This window comes from Salinispora oceanensis, assembly GCF_000383575.1.
GTDB lineage: Bacteria > Actinomycetota > Actinomycetes > Mycobacteriales > Micromonosporaceae > Micromonospora > Micromonospora oceanensis.
Map to the genome: position 1 here is coordinate 5,254,609 of NZ_KB911579.1, position 24,983 is coordinate 5,279,591.

The 24,983-nt window shown below is 70.1% G+C and carries 21 protein-coding genes and 1 pseudogene; 13 read left to right on the forward strand and 9 right to left on the reverse strand.

All coding sequences use genetic code 11. The features are described 5' to 3' along the window. Positions 1 to 4: 4 nt before the first annotated feature. From SALPAC4_RS0124160 to SALPAC4_RS0124175, 4 genes are read right to left on the reverse strand one after another with little or no spacing between them, the layout of a single operon-like run. On the reverse strand, positions 5 to 2,569 hold the full coding sequence (locus tag SALPAC4_RS0124160) for an FtsX-like permease family protein (protein ID WP_019872577.1): 2,565 nt from the start codon (positions 2,567 to 2,569) through the stop codon (positions 5 to 7). Further along, the gene (locus tag SALPAC4_RS0124165) at positions 2,569 to 3,378 is read right to left on the reverse strand and encodes an ABC transporter ATP-binding protein (RefSeq protein WP_020113567.1); all 810 of its coding nucleotides are present in this window, start codon (positions 3,376 to 3,378) and stop codon (positions 2,569 to 2,571) included. The genes SALPAC4_RS0124160 and SALPAC4_RS0124165 overlap by 1 nt, the downstream gene beginning before the upstream one ends. Continuing rightward, positions 3,375 to 4,154, reverse strand: a complete 780-nt coding sequence (locus SALPAC4_RS0124170) for a thioesterase II family protein (protein ID WP_019872579.1) — start codon at positions 4,152 to 4,154, stop codon at positions 3,375 to 3,377. Before SALPAC4_RS0124170 ends, SALPAC4_RS0124165 begins: the two co-directional genes overlap by 4 nt. Then, positions 4,154 to 5,932: an MFS transporter gene (locus SALPAC4_RS0124175; RefSeq protein WP_019872580.1), complete on the reverse strand. Its 1,779-nt coding sequence runs from the start codon at positions 5,930 to 5,932 to the stop codon at positions 4,154 to 4,156. Before SALPAC4_RS0124175 ends, SALPAC4_RS0124170 begins: the two co-directional genes overlap by 1 nt. A gap of 82 nt (positions 5,933 to 6,014) precedes the next feature. Between SALPAC4_RS0124175 and SALPAC4_RS0124180 the strand changes: the two genes are divergently transcribed. Both SALPAC4_RS0124180 and SALPAC4_RS0124185 read left to right on the forward strand, forming a co-directional pair. Continuing rightward, positions 6,015 to 6,602 carry a TetR/AcrR family transcriptional regulator gene (locus SALPAC4_RS0124180; RefSeq protein WP_027645057.1) on the forward strand — a complete coding sequence of 196 codons (588 nt, stop codon included), beginning with the start codon at positions 6,015 to 6,017 and terminating at the stop codon, positions 6,600 to 6,602. A 56-nt stretch (positions 6,603 to 6,658) separates the two neighbouring features. After that, a complete protein-coding gene (locus tag SALPAC4_RS0124185; protein WP_019872582.1) occupies positions 6,659 to 7,165 on the forward strand; it encodes an NUDIX domain-containing protein in 507 nt (168 codons plus the stop codon). Positions 7,166 to 7,308: 143 nt separating this feature from the next. Here SALPAC4_RS0124185 and SALPAC4_RS0124190 read toward each other — a convergent pair whose 3' ends face one another. Both SALPAC4_RS0124190 and SALPAC4_RS0124195 read right to left on the reverse strand, forming a co-directional pair. Continuing rightward, positions 7,309 to 8,307, reverse strand: a complete 999-nt coding sequence (locus SALPAC4_RS0124190) for a hypothetical protein (protein WP_019872583.1) — start codon at positions 8,305 to 8,307, stop codon at positions 7,309 to 7,311. Between the two features lie 56 nt (positions 8,308 to 8,363). Continuing rightward, on the reverse strand, positions 8,364 to 8,714 hold the full coding sequence (locus SALPAC4_RS0124195; protein WP_019872584.1) for a PadR family transcriptional regulator: 351 nt from the start codon (positions 8,712 to 8,714) through the stop codon (positions 8,364 to 8,366). 43 nt (positions 8,715 to 8,757) lie between these two features. Between SALPAC4_RS0124195 and SALPAC4_RS0124200 the strand changes: the two genes are divergently transcribed. Then, positions 8,758 to 8,937, forward strand: a complete 180-nt coding sequence (locus tag SALPAC4_RS0124200) for a hypothetical protein (RefSeq protein ID WP_019872585.1) — start codon at positions 8,758 to 8,760, stop codon at positions 8,935 to 8,937. Between the two features lie 24 nt (positions 8,938 to 8,961). On the opposite strand, the gene SALPAC4_RS0124205 is transcribed toward SALPAC4_RS0124200, so the two are convergent. Then, positions 8,962 to 9,375 carry a nuclear transport factor 2 family protein gene (locus SALPAC4_RS0124205; protein ID WP_019872586.1) on the reverse strand — a complete coding sequence of 138 codons (414 nt, stop codon included), beginning with the start codon at positions 9,373 to 9,375 and terminating at the stop codon, positions 8,962 to 8,964. A 135-nt stretch (positions 9,376 to 9,510) separates the two neighbouring features. Between SALPAC4_RS0124205 and SALPAC4_RS0124210 the strand changes: the two genes are divergently transcribed. Then, positions 9,511 to 9,945, forward strand: a complete 435-nt coding sequence (locus tag SALPAC4_RS0124210) for a DUF4259 domain-containing protein (protein WP_027645059.1) — start codon at positions 9,511 to 9,513, stop codon at positions 9,943 to 9,945. A 164-nt stretch (positions 9,946 to 10,109) separates the two neighbouring features. Here the strand turns inward: SALPAC4_RS0124210 and SALPAC4_RS0124215 are convergent, their stop codons facing one another. Beyond that, positions 10,110 to 10,520 carry a hypothetical protein gene (locus SALPAC4_RS0124215; protein ID WP_223874833.1) on the reverse strand — a complete coding sequence of 137 codons (411 nt, stop codon included), beginning with the start codon at positions 10,518 to 10,520 and terminating at the stop codon, positions 10,110 to 10,112. Between the two features lie 528 nt (positions 10,521 to 11,048). Here SALPAC4_RS0124215 and SALPAC4_RS0124220 point away from each other — a divergent pair. Together SALPAC4_RS0124220 and SALPAC4_RS0124225 are read left to right on the forward strand one after the other, a co-directional pair. Continuing rightward, a complete protein-coding gene (locus SALPAC4_RS0124220) occupies positions 11,049 to 11,849 on the forward strand; it encodes a glycine betaine ABC transporter substrate-binding protein (protein ID WP_019872589.1) in 801 nt (266 codons plus the stop codon). 56 nt (positions 11,850 to 11,905) lie between these two features. Further along, on the forward strand, positions 11,906 to 12,385 hold the full coding sequence (locus SALPAC4_RS0124225) for a VOC family protein (RefSeq protein WP_019872590.1): 480 nt from the start codon (positions 11,906 to 11,908) through the stop codon (positions 12,383 to 12,385). A gap of 156 nt (positions 12,386 to 12,541) precedes the next feature. On the opposite strand, the gene SALPAC4_RS0124230 is transcribed toward SALPAC4_RS0124225, so the two are convergent. Next, complete coding sequence (locus SALPAC4_RS0124230) at positions 12,542 to 13,189, reverse strand: ABC transporter permease (RefSeq protein ID WP_019872591.1); 648 nt, start codon at positions 13,187 to 13,189, stop codon at positions 12,542 to 12,544. Between the two features lie 85 nt (positions 13,190 to 13,274). Between SALPAC4_RS0124230 and SALPAC4_RS27045 the strand changes: the two genes are divergently transcribed. The 7 genes and pseudogenes from SALPAC4_RS27045 to SALPAC4_RS0124265 all read left to right on the forward strand — a co-directional run bounded on the left by SALPAC4_RS27045 (position 13,275) and on the right by SALPAC4_RS0124265 (position 24,931). Beyond that, positions 13,275 to 13,430 carry an ATP-binding protein gene (locus tag SALPAC4_RS27045; RefSeq protein ID WP_019872592.1) on the forward strand — a complete coding sequence of 52 codons (156 nt, stop codon included), beginning with the start codon at positions 13,275 to 13,277 and terminating at the stop codon, positions 13,428 to 13,430. Continuing rightward, positions 13,427 to 14,156: pseudogene (locus tag SALPAC4_RS25630) on the forward strand (response regulator). The gene SALPAC4_RS27045 and the pseudogene SALPAC4_RS25630 overlap by 4 nt, the downstream one beginning before the upstream one ends. A 522-nt stretch (positions 14,157 to 14,678) precedes the next feature. After that, positions 14,679 to 18,329, forward strand: coding sequence for a DUF4132 domain-containing protein (locus SALPAC4_RS0124245; protein WP_019872593.1), 3,651 nt, complete (start codon positions 14,679 to 14,681; stop codon positions 18,327 to 18,329). Further along, positions 18,326 to 19,462: an ATP-binding protein gene (locus SALPAC4_RS0124250; RefSeq protein ID WP_027645060.1), complete on the forward strand. Its 1,137-nt coding sequence runs from the start codon at positions 18,326 to 18,328 to the stop codon at positions 19,460 to 19,462. Before SALPAC4_RS0124245 ends, SALPAC4_RS0124250 begins: the two co-directional genes overlap by 4 nt. After that, entirely contained in the window at positions 19,462 to 21,741 is a 2,280-nt protein-coding gene (locus SALPAC4_RS0124255) for a DUF5682 family protein (protein ID WP_027645061.1), read from the forward strand. Before SALPAC4_RS0124250 ends, SALPAC4_RS0124255 begins: the two co-directional genes overlap by 1 nt. Beyond that, positions 21,738 to 22,871 carry a VWA domain-containing protein gene (locus SALPAC4_RS0124260; protein ID WP_019872596.1) on the forward strand — a complete coding sequence of 378 codons (1,134 nt, stop codon included), beginning with the start codon at positions 21,738 to 21,740 and terminating at the stop codon, positions 22,869 to 22,871. Before SALPAC4_RS0124255 ends, SALPAC4_RS0124260 begins: the two co-directional genes overlap by 4 nt. Beyond that, complete coding sequence (locus SALPAC4_RS0124265) at positions 22,868 to 24,931, forward strand: hypothetical protein (RefSeq protein ID WP_019872597.1); 2,064 nt, start codon at positions 22,868 to 22,870, stop codon at positions 24,929 to 24,931. The genes SALPAC4_RS0124260 and SALPAC4_RS0124265 overlap by 4 nt, the downstream gene beginning before the upstream one ends. Positions 24,932 to 24,983 lie beyond the last annotated feature (52 nt).

Below are 24,983 nucleotides of genomic sequence, written 5' to 3' on the forward strand. Positions count from 1 at the left end.
CTCGCTACTCCACGGCGACGGCGGTTTCCGCCGGCCGGGCGCGCATCACCCGGCGTCCGGGCAGCAGCGTGGCGACGAAGGCGAGCACCGTGGCGGCCGCTACCACGGCCAGGTAGATCCAGAACGGCCCGGAGGGTACCGGCCGCCCCAGCACCACGATGCTGAATGGCAGCAGGGTGGCGATGGAGGCGGTGGTGCCGAGCACCACCCCGATGACCGCGACCAGGCCCGCCTCCACGCTGAGCATCAGCAGGGACTGCCGCCGGGTGGCGCCGATGAGGCGCTGCATGCCCAGTTCCCGGCGGCGACCGGCGGTCGCCACGATCAGGGTGTTCGCCACCGCGATCAAGGTGTAGCCGGCGACCAACGCGACGAGCAGATAGTTGACCCACGCCAGGGTCTTGGTGCGTTCAGCGAAGGTGGTGATCGCCTCCCGTCCCTCGACCATGGTGCCGGGGTAGCCGGCGACCTTCTCCCGCAGGCTGGTCGCCAACGCGTCCCGGTCGGTGCCGGGCGCGGCGGTGACGAGGATCTGTTGGGACAGTCCGGTGGTGCTGTGCGCGGCGAGCAGGTCGGCGGGGAGCAGGATCGTCTCGAACCCCTCCTTGGCCGGGTAGAGCGCCACCACCCGCAGATCCGCCGCCGACCGGTCGCCGAGCCGTAGGGTGATCTGGTCGCCGACACCGACGTTGAGGTTCTTCCCGGCGACCTCGGGCAGCGCCACCGTGTCGCCGGTGAGGTCACCCAGGTTCCCGGCGACGGTTCGTACGCCGGCGATGCTGGCCGCGCCGGTCCCGCTCACCCCCTGCAGGGGCCACGGCGATTCGACGTGCGACCCGTCGTACGGCTTGTTGATCCAGCCGGCGCTGGTGACGTACGCCGACGCCGCCTCGACGCCGGGCGCGGAGCGGATCGCCTCGACGGCGTCGGCGGGGAACCCACCGGTGGTGGAGGTGAGCACCATGTCGGCACGGAGGTTGTCGGAGTAGTAGCGCTCGGCGGCCTCGCTCTGGGTGGTCTGAAGGTAGAAGTTGGCCACCGCCAACCCCACCGCCAGCATGATCGGGGTGACCGCGGCGGCCACCCGGACCGCCCGCGTCCGCACGTTGATCGTGCCGAGATAGCCGGCGAGCCCGAAGACGGCCCGCACCGGTGGGCTCAGTACGGCCGCGAGGAGCCGGGTCAGCCCCGGGCTGATCAGCGCGATCGAGATCGCCCAGCACATCACCGCCGGCCCGGCGGTCGCCGAGGCCACCGCCCCCTCCATCACGATCGTCGTCACCAGGATCAACGCGAACCCACCGGCGAAGAAGAGGAGGGAGAACACCACCCGGGGCCAGCTGACCCACGTACGCCGCAGCGCGGCCTCGGCGATGCCAGCGGTCGGGCGAATCCTGGCGGGGCGCCGGCTGGCGACGTAGGCGGCCACCAGAGCGGCGAAGATCCCGATGGCGGGCGCGGCAAGGTAGGGAATGAAGCCCTGGTGGAACTCGACCACCGGCGAGATAACGCCGGCCGCCGAGACCAGGCGGTAGAGCAACGGACCCAGGAACACCGCCGGGGCGCAGCCGAGAATCGCCGCGCCGACCGCGACCACGAGCGCCTCGCGACGCACCATCGCGCGGATCTGCCGCGGCGTCGCGCCGATGGAACGCAGCAGGGCGAGTTCCTGCTGCCGCTGCTGCACCGACAGGCCCAGAGTGCTGGCGATCACGAAGATCGCCACGAAGACCGTCATCCCGCCGAAGACACCGGCGAGCGGGATGAGCTGCGCCTGCCCACCGACCGCCTCGGGGAACTCGGCCGCCCCGCGGTCGTCGCCCGTGAGGACCACCAGTTTACGGTCGGCGAGGGTCTGTTCGATCCGGCCGCGCAGATCCGCCACGTCGGTGCCGGGCCGCGCCAGCACACCGATCGCAGCAACACTGCCGGCGTGTGGGTTGAGCCGCCGCTCGTCGTCGCCGGAGAAGAAGAGCGCCGACTGGCTCACCTCGCCCGGCGGGGCGGCGATGCCGGTCACCTGGAAGGAGGCGGTGGTGCCACCCACCACGATGTCAACCAGGTCACCGACTCCGACCTGCGCCAGCCGCGCCACCCCCCGGTCCAGGACAACCTGACCGGCCGCGGTGGGTGGCCTCCCATCAAGCTGGTACGGCCCGAGCTCGGCCGACTCCCAGCTGTGGCCGAGCGACGCGGTCCCGACGGTCACCGGTACACCGTCGCGGACGACGGTGGCGGCGAAGGAGGACTCGGCGACGGCCCGTTCGACCCCGGGCACCCCCTGGATCTTGCCGACCAGCGCCGGATCGATCCAGTACCGCTCGGCCAGCGGGACCGACTTGATGTTCTCGGTGTCCTGCGGGTCCTCCTTGGGCACGCCATAGGTCTGCTTGCCGCTCACCACGATGTCGGCCGCCGCGAGCCGCTGCGGCGGAACCGCCAGCCGAACGCCGGTCTCCATCAGCCCACCACAGGCGACAATCAGCGCCACGCCGAAGAAGACCGCGATGAAGGTCGCCAGGAACGCCAGTCGGCGGTAGCGCAGGGTGCGCCACGCGAGGTGCAGCATCAGAAGCCACCCCGGCCGGTGGATTGCGGGGCGCGGGTCTGCTGCCTCGCGGTCAGGTGCGTCATCCGCTCCGCCACCACGTCGGCGGTCGGGGCCTCCAGCTCACCGACGAACTGCCCGTCGGCGAGGAACAGCACCCGGTGCGCGGCGGAGGCGGCGACCGGATCGTGGGTCACCATAATGATCGTCTGTCCGCTGGCCGCCGTCTCGCTGAGCAGTTGCAGCACGTCACTGCTGGTCTGGGTGTCCAGCGCGCCGGTCGGCTCGTCGGCGAAGATGACCGCCGGCCGCATGATGAGCGCGCGGGCGATCGCGACCCGCTGCTGTTGACCGCCGGAGAGCTCGCTCGGGAGGTGCTTGCGTCGCTCGGCCAGCCCCACCCGGCCCAGCACCTCCACCACGGCGGAGCGGTCGGGCCGGCGGCCGGCCAGCCGGAACGGCAGACCGACGTTCTGCTCGACGTTCAGTGCCGGCATCAGGTTGAACGCCTGAAAAATGAAGCCGACCCGCTCCCGGCGCAGCCGGGTGAGCTGGTTCTCGTCCATGCCGTTGAGTTCCCTGCCGTCCAGCAGCACCGAACCGGACGAGGGCACGTCGAGCCCCGCCGCACAGTGCAGGAAGGTGCTCTTGCCGGAGCCCGAGGGCCCCATCACGGCGGTGAAGCTAGCCCGCGTAAAGCTCATCGTTACGCCCCGCAGCGCCTCGACCCGGTTCCCGCCACGCCCGTACGCCTTACGCACCTCGTCCAGCCGCACCGCGTCGGTGCCGTTGACCGATGTCCGCGTGTCCTGGTTACTGTTCACCCTCATACTCCCCGTAGAAAGACGTCGCCGAACGGCTCCAGCTCGGTCCGGATCAGCCGGATCACGTCGCCGGCATGGTCGTTCAGAAAGAAGTGCCCGCCGGGGAACACCCGGACGTCGCATCCACCGGTGGTGTGCCGACACCAGTCGTGCGCCTCGTCCAGGGTGGTCAGCGGGTCGGCGTCGCCGGTGAGCACGGTGATCGGGGCGTCCAGCCGTTGATCCGGGTCGGCCCGGTAGGTCTCCACCGCCTTGTAGTCCCCCCGCACCGCGGGCAGGATCATTGGCAACAGCTCCGGGTCGCTCAGCAGCCGCGGGTCCGAGCCGCTGAGCCTGGCCAGTTCCCGCAGCACCCCGGCGTCGTCCTGGGTGTGCACGTACCGCTCGGCACGGACCCGGGACGGAGCCCGCCGGCCGGAGGCGAACAGTCGCAGCGGCGGCCGGCCCGTCCGCAGTTGCAGCCGCAGCCCCACCTCGTAGGCGAGCACGGCGCCCATGCTGTGGCCGAAGAGCGCCACCGGCCGGTCCAACCACGGTCGCAGCGCGTTGAACACCCCGTCGGCGAGGTCGGTGACCGAATCCAGCACCGGCTCCTGCTGGCGGTCCTGCCGGCCCGGATACTGGATCGCCAGCACGTCAACGGCGGGTGCGAGGGCCTTGGAGACGGGAAACAGGTAGCTGGCCGAACCGCCGGCGTGCGGCAGCGCCACCAGCCGGATCGCGCTGGCCGGCGCCGGATGGAACCGCCGCACCCAGAGGTCGCTCTCGGAGGTTGCCGTCATCACTGGTCCCTTACGGATCGGCGCTGCGGGTAGCTCCGCAGCGGGGCGTCTGGAGCGGGCTGTTCCCGTGCCGGCGCGGCCGCCGACTGCCATCCACCCTGGACGCCACCGGCAACCTGACCGCCACCAACGCCGCCGTCGGCGTCCGGCAGAGCACCCCGGCGTACCGTGGGCGAGCGCGGGGCGAGGCCGACCGGGCCGGTGCCCGCAGGCCACGGGGCGGTCGGATCGCCCGACCCGTCGAGCGGGCTCTGCCCGGACACCGACACACCCACGTCGCGCAGCAACCTGGCCGCCAGGATCGCCGTCGCCAACAGGATGCCGGCCGAGACGATCGCGGCGGCCCGCAACTCGTCGGTGAAGGCCGCTCGCGCCAACGTCACCAGGGTTTCCGCCGCAGTCGCGGAGAGCATCCGGCTCACCTCGACCGCGCCACCCAGGGTCTCCCGGGCGGCGTCCCAGGAGTCCGATGGCACCCCCTCCGGTGCTATACCGGAGAGCTCCCGCCGGTAGACGTACGCGCCGATGCTGCCGAGGATCGCGACGCCGAGCGCCGCACCGAACTGGCTGCCGGTCTCGGCGAGTCCGGCGGCGGATCCGGCCCGCTCCGGGGGCGCGGTGGAGACGATCAGCTCGGCGCTCAGCGTCAGCACCAGGGCGACACCACCCGCCAGCATTGCGTGGCCGAGCACCGCCGGGGCCAGGCCCGATTCGTCGCCGACCTGGGCGAGCACCACGCACCCGGCGGTCGCCACCAACAGGCCGCCGGCGGCGACGTTGGCGCGCCGGAAGCGCTGGGCAAGCATCGGGGCCAACACGGCCGCGCCGATGCCCGCCGCACCGGCAGCCGGCAGTGACCACAGGCCGGCGGTGAACGGGCGCAGCCCCAGCACCAACTGGAGGTACTGACTGATGAAGAACATGAACCCGACCAGCGCGAAGTTGGCGAGCACATTCATCACCACCGCAGCGCTGAACGCAGGGGCACCAAACAGCCGAACGTCGATCACCGGGTCGTCTAGGCGCTGCTGACGCAGCACGAAGACGACCAGGAAAGTCAGTCCGCCGGCCACACCGACCACCGGCGACCAGTCCATGCCCTCCTCGGCGAACTGCTTGATACCCCAGATCATGGGTAGCACCGCGACGAACGCCAGCACCGCGCTCAGCAGGTCGGGTCGCCCGGCGGCCGGGTTGCGGAACTCGGGCAGCAGTAATGGTGCCAGGATCAGCAGAAGCAGCATTATCGGCAGGTTGATCTCAAAGACGGTGCCCCAGGAGAAGTGCTGGAGCAGTGCGCCGCCGGCCACCAGGCCGAGGACCCCACCGGCGGAGAAGCCAGCCGCCCAGAGCCCGATTGCCGCACGGCGCTCGTTCTCGTCGTGAAAAATGTTGCGGATCAAAGACATGGTGGAGGGCATGAGCGTTGCACCGGCGGCGCCCATCACCGCCCGGGTGCCGATCAGCATGCCGGGACTGGTGGAGAGGGCCGTGGCCACGGACGCCACACCGAACACCGCGGCGCCGATCATCAGCAGTCGCCGGCGCCCAATCCGGTCCCCCAGCGTCCCCATCGGAATCAGCAGGCCAGCCAGCACGAAGGCGTAGACGTCGGTGATCCAGAGGAGTTGGCTGCTGGTCGGCTCGAGGTCCGCTGTTATGAACGGCAGGGCGTACGACAGCACCGTCATGTCCATGCTGATGATCAGTGTCACCAGGACGAGTACCGCGAGGCCGATCCACTCGCGGCGACCGGCCTTTGCCTGCGCACTAACCATGACCGGAAGCTACACCACATTTTATACAACCGTATACATCCGATGGATGAATCCGGGGGTGGTTCCGAGTAGGGTGACGGCCGTGGGTCATCGAGAACGCCTGCTGGTGGGGGCCAGAAACTGCCTTTACGAACGCGGCTACACGCGCACCACCACCCGCGACATCGTCGCCGCTTCGGACACCAATCTGGCGTCGATCGGCTACCACTTCGGTTCCAAGGACGCGCTGCTGACCGCAGCGCTGGTGCAGGCCTTCGAGGAGTGGGGCGCCGAGATCGACCGGGTGCTGCGCGACGGCACCCAGCCTGATCTGATGGACCGACTGGAGTCCATGTGGACCGGCCTGGTCGACTCATTCGGCACGCACCGGCCACTCTGGGTCGCCGGGATCGAGGCGTTCGCACTGGCCGAGCACCTACCGGCACTGCGAGAACAACTGGCGGAGAGCTATGCCCGCGCCCGCCCAGCCCTGGCCACCTTCGTCATCCGCGATGGCGGCGAGAACGTCGCGGGGAAGACCCGTGAGGCCGTCGGCTCGTTCCTGTTGGCACTGATGACCGGGCTGACGGTGCAACGGCTACTCGACCCCGAGGCCGCCCCGTCAGGCCACGAGATGGCCGAGGCGCTGCGGCTGATCATCGGCACGGTCAACGACTCCGCCGACGCCTGACCCCGGACCGGGTTCCGCCCCCTCCCTGGCCACGGAGCCCGAACCAAAGGATGACTATGACCGAGGACCCCGCCGACGCCCACCGAGCCGTCACCGACTACACGGCCAGCTTGCCTACCAAGCGCATGGCCGCCGCGGTCCTGTTCTTCGACGACACCGACCGGCTTCTGCTTGTCGAGCCGGCCTATCACCAAGACCACTGGGAACTGCCCGGTGGCTGCGTCGAAGCGAACGAGTCGCCCCACGCCGCCGCCGTCCGCGAGGTTAGGGAAGAGCTCGGGTTGACCGTGCAGCCCGGCCCGCTGCTCGCCATTGACTGGGTGCCACCACGCCCCGACCGTACCGAAGGCCTCATGCTCGTCTTCGACGGCGGCCGATTGTCGCCGGAACAGGTCACGGCCATCCACCTGCCGCCCGATGAGTTGCGCAGTTGGGCCTGGGCAACACCGCAGGAACAGAAACTACGGCTCTCACCGTTGCTCGCCCGCCGAGCCAACGCCGGCTGGCGAGCCCGAGTCGAGGGACGGACCGCCTATCTCGAGGATGGCCACACGGTGTCCTGAACTCTCTAGTCGCGCTGCACGCCGCCGCTCCGATCAGCGGCGCTACTTACGCTCATCCGATACCCGGCCGCCGGTAGGCCAAAAGATTTGCTCGTAGGCGGATCGTTACGGCTCGGACCAACTGATCCTCCCTACTCGAAGGACTACGCGGATGCCGAGGATGCCCCGCAGGTGGGACAAGGACCAGGCCCGAGCGGACGCCGGCCCGCGGCCAGCCGACCTCGTGCCACAAGGGCCAGCGGCAGGAGCATCGATCCGATCACAGCCACCAGCATGGACGTGGCGGCTGCGGATGACCACGTCGGATTCACGGCCCGGCCGGCACCAAAATCGTCAAAGAGCATGCTGAGCGGCTGCACCGCGAGCATCCCGATCGGCGTGAGCAGGATCAGCATCGCCCACGTGCCGCTGTAGTCGCGCCGGGCGGCCAAGCCGATCGCGATCAGCAACGCGCTGACCAGCAACGTCGCCGCAGCAGCGGGCAGGGTCTTTGCGGCGGGATAGTAGTAGCCGCTGAAGTAAAATCCAGACTCCACACCGACGGCAACCGGCAGGACCGCCGCCGCAACGGCGACCGGCATGAGCCGCACCCACCAGAGGTGCTGGACCGTCGCACCGAGCGCGACGACACCGAGCACAATCTGGGGCAACAGCACCAACAACGGCGGACGGGGCAATCCGGTCAGCGCGGCGGCCGGCACGATAGCGACAGTCACCAGTACGGCCAGACCGGCCGCCCAACGAAACCATCGGCCGCTCGCCGCTACAAACAACACGGCGGCGACTAACCAGACCGCCCACGCCACTATGGCGAGCGACAGAAACGGCCCGACGTGCGGAGACCAGGGCGGTGTGGGGGTAAACGCCTCGATAGTCGCCCACCCGGTCGCGCACGTGGTCGCCGTCGTCAGTGCGAGCAGGCCGGCGAGCCGGAAGCCGGGACCGAGGTCCCGTGCGGCGCGCAGGTGCTGGCGCAGCCCACCGGCCGCAAGGTCCGCGATGTCCGCCGGCGAGGGTCTCCCCCGGATGGGTGCGGCCAGGGACAGGTAGGTGTCCACCAGTTCGGAGCCCCGCGTGCGCCGATAGTCGGCCGGATAGAACAGCGCTATCCAGCGTGCGTAGCGCCGTTCGAGATCGGTCATTGCAGGGCGCCCTCGGTCATGCCCTTCCGGGCGGTCCGACTGGCCTTCCGGCAAGTTCATGCGAATCCTCGGTTCGGGCGGGGCGCGACCTTGGCGGCGCGCAGCTGGGCGGTCGCCGCCTGGACGTTGCGGCGCATGCGTTCGACCTCGGCGGCCAGCAGGTCGCCGCCCGGTTCGGTGAGCCGGTAGTAGCGGCGCAGCCGACCATCGACGACGTCCTCGTGGTCTACGGCCACCAGGCCCCCGTCAACCAGCCGGTCCAGCGCGCCGTAGAGCGTGCCGGGCCGGAGCGAGATGCGGCCGTCGGACAGCCGGGCCACCTCGGCGATCAGGCCGTAGCCGTGCATCGGCCTGCCGGCGAGGGCCGTGAGGATGAGGAAAGTGGGTTCACGCAGTGGGGCTTCCACGCGGCACAATATATCGGCTACGAAGGCATAAGGGAACTCCGGCATGAGCTTCTGCGCCCTCCGCTACCAGGAAGCGATCCTCGCCGCGATGGTGGAGGTTGAGGCGGCCGTGGTGGCCGAACAGGGCCTCGAGCTGCTGCGTCCGTCACACAGAGGAGACGGCCTAGCACCACAGAAGAACAGCGCAGCCCATCACCGGTCCCCGATCACCTATGACCGCTGACCATGCGGAGCAACTCGCCTGAACTCACCACCGCTCCACGAGGTGTTCCCTGCCCAGCGGCGGATCGTATGATGCGGGCCAGTAATCGACGATCTTATTGATGAGTCCATGCTCGGACACCTCGAGCCAGACGCACGCGTCCTGCTGCTCGACGTCGACCCGAACGTCCAGCCACAGAGCAGCAAGGTTGCCATCAGCGACCACCCGTCGGATGCGCAACTGCCAATGGCCCGGATACTCAATGTTGAACCGCAGGAACGCGTCCACGCCGTGGATACGCTCACGGGTCTGCGGCATCTCGTAGACGACACTGTCGGTGAGCAGGGCGGCCAGTCCGGGCCAGTCACGGCGCTCCAAATGATCGACGTAACTGTGCGCAACCTGCCGGGAGATCGCGGTGCGGTCCACGGCGTGGACCGTAGCATCCGGTAGCGACATCTCCGGCAGGCCGCCGTACGCGCGTCGGCGAACCAACCGAGTTAGCAACGATGCCCTACCGCGTGGATTCTCGTCGTGGGTTCTGTCGGTGGCCAGTGCCAGACTGCGGTCCGGTTGACTCTTGAGGAGGACAGCGTGGGAGCCTGGGACAGTGGACCGTTCGACAACGACACCGCCGCCGACTGGTGCGGTGACCTCGACGACGCCAACCCGGGCGACCGCCCGAGGCTGATCCACGCTGCCCTGAACCGCGTCGCCGACGAGGACGACTACCTCGACTCCGACTACGCCTGCGAAGCGATCGCCGCAGCCGCCACTCTTGCCGCGCAGCTGCCCGGGGGTCAACCGATCCCCTCGGCCTACGCGCCCGAGTTTCTGCGCGGCGGCAGTAGCCTGCAGGTCTCCAACGACCTGGCGGCACTTGCGGTACGCGCCATCGACCGGATCATGGCCGACGACTCCGAATGGCGCGATCTCTGGCAAGAGGCCACTGACGGAGATAGCAATTCCGCCTTCAACGCCGTCCGCGACCTTCGTACGGCCCTATCCGCGCGGCGGGATGGCAGCTGACACAATCAGCGGTCCGGACGCCGACGTCCGCATTTCCTCGCTCCAAGCAGAAGCGCACTCGATGACGGGCACAACCGTTCCGTGGTGTCACCTGGCAGCAGAAACGGCATCGGCTTGCGGTGGGAGGGGGTCACTTATTCATCAGCGCGACCTTGGTGGTTGGATCAGATCCAGGTCCACGGACGGAGGGCCCGCCACAGGCGCCCCCGCCACCGGGAGCGCCGAGGATGGAGGAAGAGCTCGATGTCCTCTAGCGCAACGACGGCGGCTCCGCCAACATTGGGGACCGACCGAACATGGCGAAGGGCGGCAACTACCCGAGTTTCATCCAACTGGCCGTAAACCCTCGCCAGGTGGCCCAAACACGTGGCGGCGAGGGCCTTCACCTGGCAACTCTCGTGATTGAGCAGCTCCAGATAGAGGTCCTGCAGCTCCTTCCAGTCCCCGTCGCCGTACAGGGCGGCACCGACCATCGCATCCAGGGCGCTGACAAGCTCGCCACCATCAACCGCCGCACGTACATCAGCGGACGTTGCCGGCGGCGGGTTGTGGAACACACGATGCGTATGCCTCATAGGTCACATCCTTGCTCACCCGCGAGCCGGGCACGGGCCAGCTCGGCGCTGGACCGCCCGGCTTGTACCAGCATGACCCCTGACTACGACCAGGCAGGCACCGACTGCCCGCCCCCAATGGCCGCGTCCATATGGGAGTCAGACATGCATGCGTGGTAGCGACGCCAATCCGGGCGACCACCCGACACCGATTCGCGCTGCCCTGGACTGCACCGCCAACAAAGACGACAACCTTGACTCCAGGTAACGGCCGTCGGCACCTGCTCCGTAAGTGGTGCGAGCTCCTGGCGACGGCTATGGCTGTGGGTGTTGAAGGGCCGGCCTTCGTCATGCGGCACGGTACCAACGTTCCGGACAGGGAAGCGCTGGCGCTGACGCAGCGTAGCCATGCACTGAGCTTATCGAGTCAAGAATATCCTGTCATTGGACGCATGGCAGGTGGTGGGTGCAAGCTGGGTTCGCACCGCGAGGAACTCCGGTCCTCCCGGTTTCTCATTGACACCCGACGCGAAGGGCAGGGAATTTCTCATGGACACGGGTATTCGCCGGCCGGCGCTCATGGTAGGGAACATCTCACTGTCGTTTCACCGCGCCGCGGCCGCGGTCACCCGCCGCGTTTTGGAGGATTCTGGGCACGAAGTACGCACCATCGAGGCACCGCACCAGCGGCTCTTCGAGTTGCAGGCCGCGGGTGAGGTCGATGTGCTCGTCTCGGCCTGGCTGCCCTCCAGTCACGGGGAATACCTGGCCCCGTACCGCGACCAGGTGCAGGTCCTGCCCGCGCACTACGAGCCGTACTGCGTCTGGGCCGTGCCCCCGTACGTCCCGGCCGACGCCGTGGGCGAGGTCGCCGACCTGACCCGCCCCGACGTGGCCGACCGGATGGCCGGGACCATTGACGGCATCAACCCCGGAGCCGGCATCAGCCGCTTCTCGGCCCAGATGGTCCGTGAATACGGTCTCGACCGGCACGGTTACGCGTTCCAACCGGGAACCGAAGCTTCCTTCATCAGCCGGGTGGAGCGCGGAATCGCCGAGCGCGAATGGTTCGTGATTCCGCTCTGGCGGCCACAGTATCTGAATCTGCTCCACGGCCTGCGGCCGCTATCCGAGCCCAAGGGCCTGCTGGGCGGAGTGGACTCGGCGAGCCCGGTCATCACCAACCGCGCCATGGACGTCATCGCCCCCGAGGCGCTGGACCGTCTACCCCACCTCCACCTCGGCAACGAGGGGGTGGAGGCGATCGACAAGCTCATCAACGTCGACGGCCTGGCACCGCTGGACGCCGCCGACCGCTACCTGGGCCGCGGGGCCGCCGCCACCGGCTGATCCCGCCCCTTGTTCCATCCCCTGCCAACGCACAAATCCCCAAGGAGAGAACCAGCATGACCGCCCCCATCTCCAACCTGGGCCTGGACCACATCGCCCTGCGCACCTACGACATCGACGCCAGCGTCCGCTTCTACACCGAGGCACTCGGCTTCCGGATCGCCCACGAGTGGAGCGCGCCCGAGGCCGGCGTCAACCGCTGCGTCTTCCTCGACGCCGGTGACGACCGGGTGATCGAGCTCTTCGACGCCGCCTCCACCCCGCCCGGCGGTTCGGCGCGGGAATTCGACGCCGAGCCCCGTCCGAGCGACGAGGAGCGGGCGCAGGCCGCCACCCTGGTGCACTTTGCGATCCGTACCGAGGATCCGGCCGTGCTCTTCCAGCGGGCCGTCGCCGCCGGCGCCCGTCCGCTGATGGCGCCCGCGCGGATCGAGACCAAGGGGGCCACCGCCATGACCCTCGAGGTCAGCTTCGTGTACGGCCCCAACGGCGAGGTCATCGAGTTCATCAAGCGGCCGCGCCCGCAGCAGTCCTGACCGCTGGGCGACGTTGATCTGGCCAGACCTGGCAGCGACGTGAAGATCTCCCGGTCCGGGGTGCCCTACCCCGGACCGGGAGTTCGTCGAGAGCGCCGATCGGAGCCGCCACCCGGCGTACCGCCGCCTCGATAGCCGAGCAAACGGTTCTCGCGCTTACAGGTCACGCCGGTTCGAGGGCAGCACGACCAGCGCGGTGGCGACGGCCGCCCAGGTGGCGAGCACCGACCAGGCACCGGTGGTCGTCCAGGGCCAGGGCCTGCCCTCGGTATCGACAAAGGTCAAACGCTGCCAGGCCGGGAGCAGCATCATGTGCATGATGGTGGCCCCCGTCTGCTGCCGGCCGTTGAGCAGCGACGGCAGCACGAAGAGCAGCGTGATGGTGGCCACGATGGTCAGCACGCTGTTCCGGATGACCGCGGCCAAACCCATTCCGACCAGGGCGGACACCGGGGCCAGGACGGCCGTCGCGGCCAGTAGCCGCAACGCTGCGGGAGCACCGAACCCGACCGCCGCGTCCCGGCCGGACAGGATCCCCTGGGTCAGCCCGAACGAGGCCAGGGCCACAACCGCGCCGAACGCCGCGGTGATCCCCGCAATCACCACGGCCTTGGCCGCCAGCACCGCCCGGCGGGCCGGAACGGCGGTGAACGTCGTCCGGATCATGCCGGTGGTGTATTCACCAAGGATGGCGATCGCACCGATCGCACCGGCACCGAGCGCCAGGACAGTGGCCGCACCCATGGGGAACGACACCCCCAGCGCCCCGAACGAGCGGAAGTACTCCTGATCCTCCGGGCTCATGCCAGGGATACGTCGGTAATTACTCAGGGCGCCGTTGACGCTGATCGCCAAAGTAATCAGGAAAACCGTCGCCAGGGCCCATAAAGTGGACCGCAACGACCACAACCCGGGCAGCGGGTTCGGGCTGACCGGGCTACGCGAGCGCGTGGCGTTGCTACGCGGCGAGTTCCGGGCCGGGCCGCGCCCGAACGGCGGGTTCCAGGTGCACGCGCGCCTGCCGGTTCCGGCGGCGGCCCGATGAGCATCCGGGTCGTCCTGGCCGACGACCAGCCGCTGGTCCGGGCTGCCGCGCTCGAGATGGTCATCACCGAAACCGACGACGTCGAGGTCGTGGGCGAGGCAGGCACCGGCGAGGAGGCCGTGCGGTTGGCCGAGGAGTTGCGTCCCGACGTCGTGGTGATGGACATCCGGATGCCCGGCATGGACGGCATCGAGGCCACCCGCCAGGTCACCACGGGTCCGTCCGGGTCGAACGTGGTCGTGCTGACCACGTTTGACGACGACGCCTACGTCTACGGCGCGCTGCGGGCCGGCGCCTCGGGTTTCCTGGTCAAGGACATGGCCCTCGACGACATCCTGTCCGCAGTACGGGTGGTCGCGGCCGGTGACGCCCTGATCGCGCCGAGCGTGACTCGGCGTCTGATCGCGGACTTCACCACGCGCCCGGGATCCGCGCGCCCAGAATCCGCGCGCCTGGGACCTCCGCTTCGGGAATCCGCGCGCGCCGGATACCACGCGGAGCCCGCACGGCCGCGGCGGTCGTGAAGGCATCACCGACCGCGAGCGGGAGCTGCTCACACTGGTCGGCCGCGGGTTGTCCAATGCCGAAATCGCCGCCGACATGTCGATCAGCACCGCCACGGTCAAGACCTACATAGCGCGGCTGCTGGCCAAGCTCGATGCCCGCGACCGGGTGCACCTCGTGATCCTTGCGTACGAGGGCGGCCTGGTGCGGACATCGGGCTGAACCGGCATGCCGTCAGCTCGTGAACGCGCGTGTCGTTGCTGGGTGTTCGTCCTCCCGTCCGAACGTCGCCACCCCGGCCGACGCGACATGGCAGGTCCCGAGGCCGTGTGCTCTCGTAGGTGTCGGCGGTGCCCGCAAACGAACTTCGCGACGGCATCGCCGAGGTTTCAGCAGGTACCACCGGTCGCCGACCCGAGTCGCCTCAGGCTCTCCCTCGCCGGCGCCGTTGGAGTAGCTTCCGCCTCGATCCCGGCAGGGTCCCTGGTAGGGGTGATGAGGACCCGTGTGGGGTCCTCATCACCCCTACCAAGGATCGTCCGTCTACTCTGCCGTTTGGCCATCAAGGACCGCGCGGCGCGTACTGCTGGGGATTCTGTCGGTGGTCACAGCTATGGTTCCGTCGCTGCCCCGCCAGAAGATGCGTTCGCTGGTGGCGTTGTCGGCCGTGCCAGCGGCTACTGCACGCTGTCACACGTCACCCGGCCCGGCGGCAACCGTCTCGTCTGAGCAGGAGGTTCGTGAGTGGGCAGCACCCGTAGCTTCGAGTTCGTAGGCGGTGGGTCCGCGAAGTTCTGGGAGGTCACTTGGGATGGCCGTGAGGTGGCCGTCCGGTATGGCCGGATCGGTACGACCGGCCAGACGACCACCAAGACCCTGAACACCGAGGACGCGGCCGCTGTCTACGTCGACAAGCTGATCGCGGAAAAGCTGCGTAAGGGGTACCTCGAATCGAGCACCGACTCACCGCAGCAATCAGCCGCCACCCCGGTCGCGTCGGCGCCGACGGTCGTCGGGGCCCACCAGGAGGGTGAGCCGGTCGCGGCGGGGGTCAACGCCTCCGTGGCGCCTGCCGTTGACGAGGACGCCTTCGTCGTGCCGCCGTCGTGGCACCGCAACCTCTTCCCCCGTCGGGGTGCGCCCGGTGCGGCAGCGCGCAAGCCCGACCTGGCCGCCCGCGCCAAGGCGGTGACGCTGCTCGACAAGCTCTCCGGGCACATCGACCGGGCCCTCCGGCACACCCAGACCGAGCCGGAGGTGGCCGCGGCCGGCCTCCAACAGCTGGCGGGTAGCCCGTCCCCGCTGGGGGCGGCTGCGGTCGCCGCTGCCATGACGAACAGATCCACCTGGCGCGAGCGGGACGAGCCGCGGGGGCTCGCTGACCTGTGGTTGGCCGACTATGGACTTTCCTTTGCCGTGGCGGCAGCGGCTGAGCTGCTGTCGCTGGGCTGGAACCACGGCGGCTACCACCAGCCAGGAACCACTCCGATTCACCATCTGCGGCCGGACGAGATTCGGTCCTGGTGGGCGCACGAGTCCGGGCTCACAGTCGCCGGACGGGTCCGCGCCGCGCTCGCCGTCGCACCGGACGACCGGTATGCCGCCGCCATGACTGTCCTCGGCCCGTTCCGGCAAGGAACTCTGCACCAGCGGGTGGCGGCGGCGTTTCTCGCGCCCACCGAGACCGACTGGCACGACGAAACCGTCGCGGCCGTCTCCGCCGCCGGAAACCGAGTGCTGGCGACGATCCTCCTGACCGTGGTGACCTCCCCAACGCACGTCGCCCAGGCGGTTGACCACGCCCACGACCACTCTGTTTTCCGGTCGACGGCGCTGCTCTACTCGTTCGTGGCGGGTGCCGGCCCGGCGACGGCGCCCACGCTCGCCGCCTGGTTCGACAACGCGTACGCCGAGGCCGACGTCAAACGCAGGCTGCTCGCGGTGTTGGCCGCGGTGCCGGGCGACGAGGCGTTCCAACTGCTGCTCGACCGGTGCGACCAGAAGTACGTGCCAGCTGCGTTGCGGGACGCCGCCGGACGGTTTCCCGTCCGTGGGCTTCGGCTGCTCGCGGGGAGCGGGCGGCGCGGTCTGGATGACCTGCTGCGGGCGCACGTGCTCGCCAACCCCGAGGTGGCGGAGCGGATGCTCCCAACGCTGCCGGACGACGCGGCTGGACGGATTCGCGCCGCCTTGGCGGCGACGGTCGCGGTTACCGAGGCATCCGCGGAGGCCCTTCCCCACCTGCTCGCCCGTCCGCCCTGGCTCATCAGGCGGCCGACCCGCCGACCGGTCGTCATTGACGGCCTGGTGTGCCGGGATGAGCCGACGATCGTGTGGGCTACTGGCGAGCACGACACGTGGCGCGACGACAGTAGCCACTACCGGCGCTGGTCCAATCGGGACGACAGCTGGGAGTCGGTGGCGGCGCGGGTGCGCGACGGCCGGGGCAACTGGTGGGAGGCGGCTGACTTCTTTGTGCGCGCGCCCGACGAGATCGCCCGCCCGCTGATCGGCGACTGGCGTCCGGAAAACCTGTGGGACGGCGGGTCGTGGATGCGCATGGTGGTGGGCCGTTTCGAACTCGACGCCCTACCCGCCGCCCTCGACGCCGCCCGGCGCAGTCCGGTGACACTGGCCGGAATGCTGCTGCCGTACGCGTCCCCGGAGATCGCGGTCTTGATGGTCGACTGGCTTGGCCGGCTCAAGTCGACCCGTGCCACGGTCCAGGCCTGGTTGACCCGGCACACCGCAGCGGCCGCCCGGGCGCTGGTCCCGCCGGCGCTGGGCCGGCCCGGGACCGAACGACGCCAGGCCGAACGGGCGCTGTGGGCGTTGGCTGGCGGCGGGCACGCCGACGAGGTCCGCCTGGCCGCAAAAGGTTATGGACCAGCGGCGGCTGAGGCGATCGACGAACTGCTGGCCGTTGACCCGCTCGACGCACTGCCGGCAAGGATCCCGAAACTGCCAGGCTGGGCAGACCCGGGCCTGCTGCCCCGCATCCAGCTGCGCGACGGATCGGGTGCCCTGCCGCTGCCGGCCGCCAGCCACGTGATCACCATGCTCGCGATGTCGCGCCCCGGCGACCCGTACGCTGGTGTCGCGGTCGTCAAGGACGCCTGCGAGCCGCGCAGCCTCGCCGACCTCGCCTGGGCACTGTTCCAGAATTGGCAGGCCGCGGGTACCCCGTCGAAGGAGAGTTGGGTACTCAACGCGCTCGGGCTCGTCGGCGACGACGACACCGTGCGCCGGCTCGCACCGGTGATCCGGGCCTGGCCCGGCGAGGGCGGTCACACCCGGGCGGTCGCCGGCCTCGATGTGCTCGCCGCGATTGGCACCGACGTGGCGCTGATGCATCTGCACGGCATCGCGCAGAAGGTGAAGTTCAAGGGTCTCAAGGAGCGGGCCAACGCCAAGATGCGCGAGGTCGCGGCCGGGTTGGGGTTGGCGCCGGATCAGCTCGCCGACCGGCTCGTACCGGACCTGGGGCTCGACGCGAAGGGCAGCCTCACCCTCGACTACGGCCCGCGGCAGTTCGTGGTGGGCTTCGACGAGCGGCTCAAACCGTATGTACGGGACGCTGACGGAAAGCGGCGCAAGGACCTACCGAAGCCCGGAGTCAAGGACGACGCTACCCTCGCGCCCGCCGCCTACCAGCGGTTCGCCGGGCTGAAGAAGGACGTCCGTACCATCGCCAGCGAGCAGATCCGCCGGCTGGAGCAGGCGATGGTGACGCAGCGACGGTGGACGGGGGCCGAGTTCCGTCAGCTCTTCGTGGGGCACCCGCTGGTGTGGCATCTGGTACGGCGGTTGGTGTGGGGGCGGTACGACGAGCGGGGTGAGCTGGTCGGTGCCCTGCGGGTGGCCGAAGACCGGACGTTCGCCGACGTCAACGACGACCCGGTGTCGCTCCCCGACGACGCCGTGGTCGGCGTCGTCCACCCGGTGCACCTGGCCGATAGCGTGGCCGCCTGGAGCGAGGTATTCGCCGACTACGAAATTCTGCAACCGTTCCCGCAGCTCGGCCGGGACGTACACACGCTGACCGGGACAGAGCTGACAGCACACCGGCTGACCCGGTTCGAGGGAATCACCGTGCACGTGGGCAAGCTGCTCGGCCTGGAGCGCCGCGGGTGGTACCGGACGTCGCCGGAGGACGGCGGCGTCCAGTGCAATGTCGAGCGCGAACTACCGGGCGGGGGCGGCGTCGTGATCGGGCTCGACCCGGGCATCGCCGTCGGCCTGGTCGACGAGTTCGTTGACCAGAAGCTGTACGAGATCTGGGTACGGCGTGCCCAGGACAGTTACTGGAGCGACAAGCAAGTGGTGTCGTTCGGTGACCTTGACCCGGTTACCGCTTCCGAGATCATTCGTGACCTTGAGGAGATCACCGCATGAGCGTGGCTAACGGGCGATCGGCCGGCGCGGTGCGCGCCGACGGCGGTGCTACGCCCCGGGTGCAGCGGCCGCCGGCCGAGGTGCGCTACGCCGACGAGTTGACGCGGCTACGCGCCGAGGACACTGCGGAGCGGCCGCCCGGCTGGGCGCTGAGCCTGCAGGCGGCCCGGCAGTTCATTCTCGGTGACGAGCGGGCCGGCATCCGTCGCAAGTTCGTCGGTGACCCGTCGCTCATCGACCGCGCCCTGGTCACCCTCGCCACCAGTCGCGGCCTCATGCTCGTCGGCGAGCCGGGCACGGCCAAGTCGCTGCTGTCGGAGCTGCTGGCCGCTGCGGTCAGTGGCAACTCCACATTGACCATTCAGGGCGGCGCGGCGACAACCGAGGATCAGATCAAGTACTCGTGGAACTACGCCCTACTCGTCGCCGAGGGTCCGTCCCGGCGCTCCCTGGTTCCGGCGCCGCTGCTGCGCGGCATGACGGAGGGCAGGGTGGTCCGGTTCGAAGAGATCACCCGCTGTCCCCTGGAGGTGCAGGACTGCCTGCTGTCACCGCTGTCCGACCGGGTGCTCGCGCTGCCGGAGCTGACCGGCGACGACGCCATGGTCTTCGCCCAGGAGGGATTCAACATCATCGCCACGGCTAACACCCGTGACCGCGGTGTCAACGACATGAGCTCTGCGCTCAAGCGGCGGTTCAACTTCGAGACGGTCTTCCCGATCGCCGACTTCGACACCGAACTGGCGCTGGTCGTCGCCGAGGCGGGCGAGCTGCTACGTCGCTCCGGGGTGACTGTCGAGCCCCGGCGCGACGTTCTCGAGGTGCTGGTCACCGCCTTCCGTGAGCTGCGCGTCGGCCAGACGTCCCGCGGCGACGCGATGGAGCGCCTGTCAGCCGTGATGAGCACCGCTGAGGCGGTGTCGGTCGCCCACGCCGTCGGGCTACGCGGCTGGTTCCTCCGGGGTGAACCGGGCACGGCCGCCGATCTCGTGTCGTGCCTCGCCGGCACGGCCGCGAAGGACAACCCGGACGACCTGGCCCGGCTGCGGCGCTACCTCGAGCAGCAGGCCAGTCGGCGCTCCGGCGGGCCGTGGAAGGAGCTGCACACCGCCCGGCACCTGCTGCCCGGCTGATGGGAGCCACTTTTATCGGCGTGCGCCACCACAGCCCGGCCTGCGCCCGGCTCGTCGCCGAGACAATCTCGGCACTACGGCCGGCGTACGTGCTGGTCGAAGGACCAGTCGACATGAACGGACGGCTCGACGAACTGCTACTCGACCACGAGCTGCCCGTCGCGGTCTTCACAAGCTACCGGGATGCGGAACGGCAGCATGTCTCCTGGGCGCCGTTCTGCGCGTACTCCCCGGAGTGGGTCGCGCTGACCACGGGCCGCGAGGTGGGTGCCCAGCTGCGCTTCATCGACCTGCCCGCCTGGCATTCCGCGTTCGCCCGACGGCGTAACCGCTACGCGGACGCCGAGCAGCGGTACGCCGACGTGATGGAGTCGCTGTGCCGCACGTTCGCGGCCGACAACGTCGACACGCTGTGGGACCACCTGTTCGAGGTCCCCCCGGCCGACGGCCTCGCCGAGCGGCTCGCCGTCTACTTCGACCTGGTTCGCGGTGAGTCGACGGCCGGTCCGGAGGACACCGAGCGGGAGGCATACATGGCCCAGTGGGTGCGGGCGGCCGTCGCCGACGCCGGGGACCGGCCGGTCGTCGTCGTCACCGGTGGGTTTCACCGGCCGGCACTCATCCAGCTCAGCGCCACCACCAACAGCGCCCCGTCCCCAGTCGACCCCACCTGGCCGCAGACTCCAGGACTCCCGGCCACAGCGGCCGGCGGCAGCTACCTGGTGCCGTACTCGTTCCGCCGGCTCGACGCCTTCGACGGTTACCAGTCCGGGATGCCGTCGCCGGACTACTACCAGCGGCTCTGGGACGCTGGTCCGGAGTCCGCCGCGGACCAGCTGATGGCCGCGGTGGTCGGGCGGCTGCGGGAACGGCGGCAGGCGGTGTCGACGGCGGACCTGATCGCGGCGCGCGTATCGGCGGAAGGGCTCGCCCGGGTACGCGGCCACCGGTTCCTCGCTCGAGTTGATGTCCTTGACGGGCTGGCCGCCGCACTGGTCAACGAGGCGCTCGACGTACCCCTGCCCTGGTCGACCCGGGGCACCCTGCGCACGGGCACCCATCCCGCGATAGTCGAGATGGTCGCCGCCCTCAGCGGCGACCGCGTCGGCCGGCTGCATCCGTCAACCCCACTGCCGCCGCTGGTGCGGAACGCCGAGGCCGATCTGGAGCGGCACGGGCTCGGTCGGCCCGACGACGTGAACCTGAAGCTGACCGACCCGACCGATCTGGAGCGCAGCCGGATCCTGCACCGGCTGCGAGTCCTGCGGATCCCCGGCTTCACCCGGCACGCCGGCCCCACCACCGGCATCGACCCGGTCCTCAACGAAGAGTGGAGCGTACGCGCCGACGACAACCGCCTGCCGGCCCTCATTGAGGGCGGCGGCTACGGCCGCACGCTCGATGAGGCAGCGACCGCGGTGCTGGCAGATCAGATCGCCGCTGCCCGAGGTGACATGGACCAGCTGGCCGCCGCCCTGTTCGACGCGGCCCTGTGCGGCAGCGGCCAGCTCTCCGACCGGGTACTGCACGATGTCACCAGGGCGGTCGCCGCCGCACCCGAGATGGGGCCGGTCGGCCGGGTGCTGGCCGTCGTACTCGCGTTGTGGCGCCACGACCACCTGCTGGGCACCGCTCGCACCGGCACGCTGGGCGCGGTCGTCAAAGCCGGTGTAGAGCGCGTCCTGTGGCTCGCCGAGGGGGTTTACGGCGGAGCGGCACCAGCCGAGTCGGCGCGGATCGACGCGCTGGTGGCAGTCCGCGACGCCCTCGTACACGCCCGGTCCGCGCTCGGGCTCGACCGTGAAGCGGCCCTGGCCGTGACGGCCCGGATCGCCAGCAACGCGGACGTGCCGCCGGACCTCCGTGGGGCGGCGTTCGGCTTCGCCTGGTCCCTCGGCGCCCAGGTCGAGCCCGTTCGCGCCGTACGCGGCGCGTTCGCCCCGGCGTCGGTCGGTGACTGGCTCGCCGGGACGTTCGCGCTGGCCCGCGAGGAGGTCCTGGCAGCCGACGGCGTCCTCGATCTGCTCGACGAACTGCTCAGCGGGATGGGCGAACAGGAGTTCCTCATCGCCCTGCCGGCGTTGCGTCAAGCGTTCGCGTACTTCCCACCCCGGGAACGCGAGACGATCGCCCGGCACGTGCTGGCCCGGCGCGGCGTCGCCGGGTCGGGTCAGGCGCTGCTGCGGCTGCCCACCGCGCCCGACGTGGTCGCGGCCGGCCGCGACCTCGACGAACGGGTCAACGCGCTTCTCGCCCGGGAAGGACTGTTGGACACGTGACCGATTCCGAACTCGAACGGTGGCGGCTCGTGCTCGGCGAGCCCGGCAACGCCGCCCTCGGCGGCCGACCGCTCGCGGCCGGGACCGCGGCCCGTGACGCCGCGCTCGAATGGCTGTACGGCCGCGACGAGGAACTCGGTCGCCGGGGCGTACGCCGCGCCGGCAGCCGGTACGGCGGGGACGGTCCCGCGACGCTGACCACGGTCGACTGGCTCGACGACATCACCCGACTCTTCCCCCGCGAAACCATCGACCGGCTGCAACGCGACGCGGTGGAGCGGTACGAGATCCACGACATCGTGACCGACCCCGCCGTCCTGGAACGTGTGGAGCCTAGCCAAAACCTGCTCAAAGCGGTGCTGCTCACGAAGCACCTGATGAACCCGCAGGTCCTGCGGCTGGCCCGGCGCATCATCGAAGCGGTCATCCGCCAACTCATGGACCAGCTGGCGACCGAGGTGCGGGTGGCGTTCACCGGCGCACGGGCCCGCCGGCCGAGCCGGTTCCGGCAGGCACGCAACTTCGACGTCCGGCGCACCATCAACGCCAACCTCGGCCACTACCGGCCCGAAGAGCAGCGGCTGTTCATCGAGACGCCGTACTTCTTCTCACGCACCCGCCAGCACATCAACCAGTGGCAGGTGATCCTGCTCGTCGACCAGTCCGGGTCGATGGCCGGCTCAGTCATCCACTCCGCGGTCACCGCCGCCTGCCTGTGGGGACTGCCCGGCGTCCGCACCCACCTGGTCGCCTTCGACACCGACGTCGTCGACCTGACCAGCGATGTTGACGACCCGGTCGAGCTGCTGATGAAAGTCCAGCTCGGCGGAGGCACCAACATCGGCCGCGCGGTGGACTACGCCGCGCAGCTCATTGAGCAGCCCCGGCGGGCCATCGTCGCGCTGATCACGGATTTCTACGAGGGCGGATCGGAGGAGCGGCTCGTGCGTGCCGTAAGCGGCCTGGTCGAGCAGGGCACCAAGGTGCTCGGGCTGGCCGCGCTCGACGAACAGGCCAACCCGGTGTACGACCGTGGGGCTGCACAACGCCTCGCCGACGTCGGCGCGTCCGTCGGCGCGATGACACCGGGCGAGCTCGCCACGTTCGTCGCCGAGCAGGTGGGCCGATGAGCGCACCCCCCGCCACCGGCCGCGGCGACCTGCTGGCGCTGACGCCCGATTCGCTGGCCGCCCTGACCAACCGAGGGCTCGTCAAGCGGGCCACCAAGGAGCTCGACCAGGCCGCGCCGGCCGTCACCGTGGACGGCGATGGCATCGTGCGCGGCGCCTTCCCCGACGGCATCGCGGCGAGCCTGCCAATCGGCGGCCTGGGCGTGGGCGTCTGTTCCTGCGACGCCACCACGGTCTGCCGCCACCTCATCGGACTCATCCTCGCCTACCAGCGGCGACACACCGCGACCAGCTCTCACGCCGACCAGCGGCGACACACTGCGACCAGCTCGCACGCCGACCCCGGCCCGCGGCCGGGTTCCCCGATCGACGGTCCGTCCGCCGCACCGCCGAGCACCGGCACCGGCCCGGCCGTGTGGTCACCGGGCTCGTTCACCGACGAGCAGCTCACCAGCCGCATCGGCGCCCGACTGATGGCCGCCGCCCGGCGGGTGGAGCGCGCCGGATACCTGGCCCGGGTACGCCGCCCCACATCCATCGATCCCGTCCCCACCGTCGAACTGGGCTCGGCCACCGTACGCTTCCTCGTCCCCCGCGACCTCGGCTTCGTACACACCGATGCCGTCGACGGGGTCCGCGACGACGTGGTAGCACTCGCCGTGTGGGCATTCCGGGTCGCCGACGAGCACGCGCCCGGCCTGACCGAGGCGCGGGTCGAGGTCGGCGGGCCGACCAACGACGACGGCAGCGGCTCGGGGCTCGAGGCGACGCTCCTGCTCGCCGACCGGGTGCTGCGCGACGGCGCCGTGCATATCGGCACCGGTATGGCGGCGGCGGTCGCCGAGCAACAACAGGCCCTGGCCGCCGTCGGGCTGCGCTGGCCGCTGCTCGCCCTTGACGACCTGGCCGACCAACTGACGGCGTACCGGGAACGCAGCGCCCGGTACCGGCCGGACACGCTGGCCGGACTGATTCTGGAGCTGCATGCCCGTCACCGGGCGGTCTGTAACGGCGGCGGCAGTCCGCCGGCTCTGGTGCTCGGCACAGACGAGGCAGCCGAAACCCCCCTTCGCCGGGTGCGGCTCGACTCCCTCGGCTGCCGGGTGTCGGCGGTTGGCGAGCAACGTACGGTGGAAATCTTCCATGCGCACGCCGAGACGGCCACGGTGCTGGTGCTACGGCGTAGCTGGGACGGGGAGGCCGATGGCGCCGCCCTGGCCCGCCGACGCATCGGTGGAGCCACCGTCGGTGCCTTGGCCGCGGGCAACGTGGTGACCGAGTCCGCCGTACGCAGCGCGAGCCGCGCTGTTCGGCTGGCCACCAGCCGGGTCGCCCAAACCACAGTCAACCCGTCGCAGGGGCATTGGGACGCACTACCCGAGGCGCTGGTCGTGCGGGACATCGACGCGCTCGGCGTCGAGCTCGACGCGCTACCACCGCGGGTGGTCCGACCCCGCATCGAGGCCGAGTTGGTACGCGTCGTGGCGGTCGCCGACGTCCTGACCGTCAACTACTCGCCCGGTCAGCAGCGCCTCGACGCCGTCATCGTTGATGCGCGCGGCACCCACGCCACAGTCACAGCCACCCACACGGGTGCCGCGCCCGGCCGACTCGACGCGGTGGCGGCGGCTCTCACCGGCAAGAACGGCCGGGTCCAACACGTCAGCGGGATCGTGCACCGCTCCGCCGGCGGAGTGGTGATCGATCCCCTGGCGTTCGCCGTGGATGGTGCGATGGTCGTACCGGACCTGGCGCCTTCGGTGGCGAGTCACCTCGGGTTCGACGGCGGCGACGAGCCCGGCCAGCTGGTCGCCGCGCTGCAAGAAAGCCGCACGCTACTCACCACCGTTGCCCACCAGGGGCTGCTGCACCTGCCGGCCACATACCCCGACCGCCTGCTCGGCGCAGCCCGCGAGCTGACGAAGGTTGGGCTGCGGCGGGTGGCCAGCGCCGTCAACGTCTTCGCCGGGACGCTCGGCGCAGACCCCGGCGAAGACGCGGTGAGAGCATGGAGGGACGCCTACTTGCGCGTAGAGGTGGCCCTCGACCTGTGTTATTGAGCCGTAGCCGCCGCGCATTCATGCCGCCGCCAGAACCAACCCGAGATCGGGA

What these genes read in the sequence shown, in the direction of transcription:
- SALPAC4_RS0124160 (WP_019872577.1), bottom strand. Translation starts at nt 2,569, where the DNA reads ATGCTGCACCTCGCGTGGCGCACCCTGCGCTACCGCCGACTGGCGTTC.
- SALPAC4_RS0124205 (WP_019872586.1), bottom strand. Translation starts at nt 9,375, where the DNA reads ATGTCGCTACCGGATGCTACGGTCCACGCCGTGGACCGCACCGCGATC.
- SALPAC4_RS0124250 (WP_027645060.1), top strand. Translation starts at nt 18,326, where the DNA reads ATGAGCGTGGCTAACGGGCGATCGGCCGGCGCGGTGCGCGCCGACGGC.
- SALPAC4_RS0124265 (WP_019872597.1), top strand. Translation starts at nt 22,868, where the DNA reads ATGAGCGCACCCCCCGCCACCGGCCGCGGCGACCTGCTGGCGCTGACG.
- SALPAC4_RS0124225 (WP_019872590.1), top strand. Translation starts at nt 11,906, where the DNA reads ATGACCGCCCCCATCTCCAACCTGGGCCTGGACCACATCGCCCTGCGC.
- SALPAC4_RS0124215 (WP_223874833.1), bottom strand. Translation starts at nt 10,520, where the DNA reads ATGAGGCATACGCATCGTGTGTTCCACAACCCGCCGCCGGCAACGTCC.
- SALPAC4_RS0124190 (WP_019872583.1), bottom strand. Translation starts at nt 8,307, where the DNA reads ATGACCGATCTCGAACGGCGCTACGCACGCTGGATAGCGCTGTTCTAT.
- SALPAC4_RS0124185 (WP_019872582.1), top strand. Translation starts at nt 6,659, where the DNA reads ATGACCGAGGACCCCGCCGACGCCCACCGAGCCGTCACCGACTACACG.
- SALPAC4_RS0124200 (WP_019872585.1), top strand. Translation starts at nt 8,758, where the DNA reads ATGAGCTTCTGCGCCCTCCGCTACCAGGAAGCGATCCTCGCCGCGATG.
- SALPAC4_RS0124255 (WP_027645061.1), top strand. Translation starts at nt 19,462, where the DNA reads ATGGGAGCCACTTTTATCGGCGTGCGCCACCACAGCCCGGCCTGCGCC.
- SALPAC4_RS0124220 (WP_019872589.1), top strand. Translation starts at nt 11,049, where the DNA reads ATGGACACGGGTATTCGCCGGCCGGCGCTCATGGTAGGGAACATCTCA.
- SALPAC4_RS0124165 (WP_020113567.1), bottom strand. Translation starts at nt 3,378, where the DNA reads ATGAGGGTGAACAGTAACCAGGACACGCGGACATCGGTCAACGGCACC.
- SALPAC4_RS0124175 (WP_019872580.1), bottom strand. Translation starts at nt 5,932, where the DNA reads ATGGTTAGTGCGCAGGCAAAGGCCGGTCGCCGCGAGTGGATCGGCCTC.
- SALPAC4_RS0124170 (WP_019872579.1), bottom strand. Translation starts at nt 4,154, where the DNA reads ATGACGGCAACCTCCGAGAGCGACCTCTGGGTGCGGCGGTTCCATCCG.
- SALPAC4_RS0124230 (WP_019872591.1), bottom strand. Translation starts at nt 13,189, where the DNA reads ATGAGCCCGGAGGATCAGGAGTACTTCCGCTCGTTCGGGGCGCTGGGG.